Source organism: Deltaproteobacteria bacterium (assembly GCA_005879795.1).
Taxonomy (GTDB): Bacteria; Desulfobacterota; Binatia; order DP-6; family DP-6; genus DP-6.
Map to the genome: position 1 here is coordinate 1 of VBKJ01000044.1, position 4,095 is coordinate 4,095.

4 protein-coding genes are annotated in these 4,095 nt (G+C 70.5%); all 4 read left to right on the forward strand.

Annotated features, from left to right (window positions below):
- A partial coding sequence (locus E6J59_02095; protein TMB23338.1) for a sulfate ABC transporter permease subunit CysT occupies nt 1–128 on the forward strand: 128 nt, incomplete at its 5' end.
- Nucleotides 121–1,008, forward strand: a complete 888-nt coding sequence (gene cysW / locus E6J59_02100) for a sulfate ABC transporter permease subunit CysW (protein TMB23339.1) — start codon at nt 121–123, stop codon at nt 1,006–1,008. The genes E6J59_02095 and cysW, both read left to right, overlap by 8 nt.
- On the forward strand, nt 1,005–2,063 hold the full coding sequence (locus tag E6J59_02105) for a sulfate/molybdate ABC transporter ATP-binding protein (GenBank protein TMB23340.1): 1,059 nt from the start codon (nt 1,005–1,007) through the stop codon (nt 2,061–2,063). Before cysW ends, E6J59_02105 begins: the two co-directional genes overlap by 4 nt.
- On the forward strand, nt 2,060–3,613 hold the full coding sequence (locus tag E6J59_02110; protein ID TMB23341.1) for a hypothetical protein: 1,554 nt from the start codon (nt 2,060–2,062) through the stop codon (nt 3,611–3,613). The genes E6J59_02105 and E6J59_02110 overlap by 4 nt, the downstream gene beginning before the upstream one ends.
- Nucleotides 3,614–4,095 lie beyond the last annotated feature (482 nt).

The following is a 4,095-nucleotide window of genomic DNA, read 5'->3' on the forward strand; positions in this document are numbered from 1 at the left end:
TGGCGCGGCTCGAGGAGTTCGCCTACACCGAGGCGACGGCGATCGCCGTCGTCCTGCTCACGATCTCGTTCGTCACGCTCTTCGCCATCAACCTCCTCGAACGCTGGAGCAAGCGACACCATGGCTGAGACCCCGGCCCAGGCCCCTCCCCGCGCGCACGACGACCCGCCCGCCGTGAAGGCGGCCCTCATCCTGGCCGCGGTCGCGGTCATGGCGTTCTTCGTCGTCGTCCCGCTCGTGAACGTCTTCGTGCAGGCGCTCGCCGGCGGCGTGGGCGTCTACTGGCGGAACCTGACCGGGGATGCCGACACGCTCCACTCGATCAAGCTCACGCTCATCGTGGCGCCCATCGCCGTGGGGCTGAACGTGACCTTCGGCATCGCGGCGGCGTGGGCGATCGCGCGCTTCCGCTTCCCGGGCCGCACGGCGCTCACCGCTCTCATCGACCTGCCGTTCACCGTCTCGCCGGTCGTGGTCGGCCTCTTCCTCCTCCTCCTCTTCGGCCTGCAGGGCACCTTCGGCCCCTGGCTCCGCGCCCACGATCTGAAGATCGTCTTCGCCCTCCCCGGCCTCGTCCTCGCCACCGCCTTCGTCACCTTCCCCGTGGTGGCGCGCGAGCTGATCCCGCTCATGGAGGCGATCGGCGCCGAGGAGGAGGTGGCCGCGGTCAGCCTCGGGGCGCGCGGCTGGCAGGTGTTCCGGCTGATCACGCTGCCCAACATCAAGTGGGGCCTCCTCTACGGGGTGATCCTCTGCAACGCGCGCGCGATGGGCGAGTTCGGCGCCGTCTACGTCGTCTCCGGCCACATCGCCGGCAAGACCGACACCATGCCTCTCCGCGTCGAGAAGCTCTTCCAGGAGTACAACCTCCCCGGCGCCTTCGCCCTGGCGTCCGTGCTCGCCATGCTCGCGCTGGTCACGCTCTTCGCGAAGACCGCGCTCGAGTGGAAGACCCGCCGCGACCTGGCCGAGGCCGCGCGGCTCGCGGCCCAGGGAGGCGAGCCATGAGCATCACGGTCGAGCGGGTGACGAAGTGCTTCGGCACGTTCGTCGCGCTCAGCGAGGTCAGCCTCGAGGTCCCGAGCGGCGCTCTGCTGGCCCTCCTCGGCCCCTCCGGCTCGGGGAAGACGACGCTGCTGCGCATCATCGCCGGCCTCGAACCGCCCGACGCGGGCGCCGTCCGCTACCACGACGAGGACGTGACCCACGCGCCCGTGACCGAGCGCAACGTGGGCTTCGTCTTCCAGCACTACGCGCTCTTCCGGCATCTCAGCGTGTTCGAGAACGTGGCCTTCGGGCTGCGCGTGCGGAAGGTGCCGCGGGCGCGCGTCCGCGAGCGCGTGCGGGAGCTGCTGCGACTGGTCCAACTCGAGGGGTACGAGCGCTCGCTGCCTGCGCAGCTCTCCGGCGGCCAACGCCAGCGCGTCGCGCTCGCACGCGCGCTCGCCGCCGAGCCGAAGGTGCTCCTCCTCGACGAGCCGTTCGGGGCGCTCGACGCCCGGGTGCGCCAGGAGCTCCGCCAGTGGCTCCGGCGGCTCCACGACCAGCTGCACGTGACCAGCGTGTTCGTCACGCACGACCAGGAGGAGGCCTTCGAGGTCGCCGACCGCGTCGTCATCATGAACCACGGGCGCATCGAGCAGATCGGCACGCCGCAGGATATCTTCGAGCAGCCCGCCAACCCCTTCGTCATGGATTTCCTCGGCAACGTGAACGTCTTCCACGCGAGCGTGCAGAACGGGCGGGCGCGAGTCGGCAACCTCGAGGTCGCCTACCCGGACTACCCCTACGACGAGTCGCGCGCCGCGACGGCCTTCATCCGCTCGCACGAGCTCGAGATCGTGCGCGCCCGCAACGGCCGGCCGGGCCTCGAGGCGAAGGTCACGCACGTCAACCCGGCCCGCCCGGTGGTGAAGGTGCGCGTCTACTCAGAGGCCTTCGCCGTCATGCTGACCATCGACGTGAGCTGGGAGCGCTACGCGGAGCTGCGACTCCGCGTGGGCGACACGGTGTGGGTCGCGCCCCGCCAGCTCCGCGTCTTCGTCCAGGACTACGCCATATGACCCGCCCCGAAGAGGAGGACCCGACGATGGACGACTCTCGCGATGACGGCGGCCGCCCGCCGGCCAGCGGACCCACGTCATCGCCTCCCCGACAGATCGGCGTCCGCCGCATCGCGGGCGCTCTGGCACTCGTGCTGCTCCTCGGTCCGGCTGGGCGGGCGCTCGCAGAGACGGACGCCGAGCGACGGCTGCGGGTCCTCGAGGAGACGATCCGGAGGCAGCAGGAGGAGCTGAAGGACCTGCGTCGCCAGATCGACGAGCAGAAGGCGCTCGGCGAGGCGACCCGCAAGCAGGCGGAGGAGGCCACGAAGGAGGCGAAGACCGCGAGCGCCCCCGCCCGGAAGGGGCCCGAGCTGCCCGACTGGCTCGGCCGCACCACCGTCTTCGGCGACGTGCGCGGCCGCCACGAGGGCTTCTACCACCAGCCCCACAAGAAGGGCGATGTCGTGACGGCGCGCAACCGCGAGCGCATTCGCGCGCGCCTCGGCGTCCGGGTCGCGTTCACGGACGAGCTCTCGGCGACCATCCGGGGCGCGTCGGGGAACCCGAACGACGTGATCTCGACCAACGAGAATCTCACCGGGAACTTCAACCGCAAGAATTTCAACCTGGACTGGGCTTACCTCACCTTCGCCCCCGGCAAGAGCTTCGACCTCCGGCCCGGAGCCGTCGCCATCACCGCCGGCAAGTTCCCGAACCCCATCTTCCGCACCGACGAGATGATCTTCGACGAGGACCTGTCGCTCGAGGGCGCGAGCGAGACCTTCCAGCTCCTCGCCCACCCGCTCGGCGCGCTCGATCAGGTGAAGGTGCACGCGCTCCAGTGGACCTACTCCGAGGTCGCCAACAAGGAGGACGGCTGGATGTTCGGCGGGCAGGTGAACCCCTCGCTCCACCTGGGGAGCCTCCAGCTCGAGGGAGGGCTCGGGCAGTACTGGTGGCTCAACCCCGACCTGATCGCGCAGTCGCTCAGCCGGAACACGACCGGCTTCGACTCGAGCGGCAAGCCGATCGCGAACTCCGGCTTCAACAGCTCACTCGCGAACACGAACCTGCTGGTGACGAGGACCATCCAGCCGCCGACGCCGAAGGGGGGGAAGAAGCCCGCCTCCTTCGACGCCATCACCGGCTACAGGAGCGGCTTCAACCAGTCGAGCCTGACGCTCGGCGCCACCATCCCGAACCTCGTCGGGACGAAGCCGCTCCGCTGGTGGGGGGACTACCTCTACAACTGGGACTCGGCCACCGACGACGCCCACGCCTGGACGAGCGGGCTCCGGCTCGGGCAGACGAAGGCGCGCGGCGACTGGTCGCTCTTCGGCTTCTACGAGCACCTCGGGCAGGAGGCCGCCATCTCGGCCTTCACCTTCAGCGACTACGGCAGCGGGGGCACCAACCTCGAGGGCCCGGGGGTGGGCATCGACTACCAGCTCCTCGACCCGCTCACCGTGAGCGCGAAAAGCACCTTCACGAACTTCATCAACCGCCCGGCGGGCACGACGAACCCGACGCTCACCCGCTTCCAGCTCGACGCGCTGGTGAAATTCTAGGAGCTGGAGACGGCGGGCTGGCGCGGCTCCGTGTTCCGCCACCGGGCGCTTTCTGCTACTGGCATGCCATGCTGACTGGCCTCGATGTGATCGCGCGTTCCTGAAGCACGGCGGACGCCCCGGTGGGGTGTCGCCGCGCGGGAGGGCGCGCGCCGACGGCTTGAGCGGCCCGCTCCCTCCCGGGAACGTTCAAGGAGGGAGCCCATGCACCTGCCGCTCGCCGTCGTCCTGTCCGCGCTCGCCGCTGCCGGCGTCCGCGCCGACGAACCCATCACGCCCGCCGCGCTCGGGCCGCGCACCGTCCGGCTCACCTATGAGGCCCGCGTGACGCCCCCGGAGGGGACCCGCGTCCTCGAGCTGTGGCTTCCAGTGCCGCGCGAGGAGGAGCAGGCGGTGCTGGAGCTGCGGCTCGCCGGGGCGGCACGGCCTAGCGTGGTGCACCTGACCCCATCGGGCGATCGTGCCGCCTACCTCCGCGTCGC

What these genes read in the sequence shown, in the direction of transcription:
- E6J59_02110 (TMB23341.1), top strand. Translation starts at nt 2,060, where the DNA reads ATGACCCGCCCCGAAGAGGAGGACCCGACGATGGACGACTCTCGCGAT.
- cysW (TMB23339.1), top strand. Translation starts at nt 121, where the DNA reads ATGGCTGAGACCCCGGCCCAGGCCCCTCCCCGCGCGCACGACGACCCG.
- E6J59_02105 (TMB23340.1), top strand. Translation starts at nt 1,005, where the DNA reads ATGAGCATCACGGTCGAGCGGGTGACGAAGTGCTTCGGCACGTTCGTC.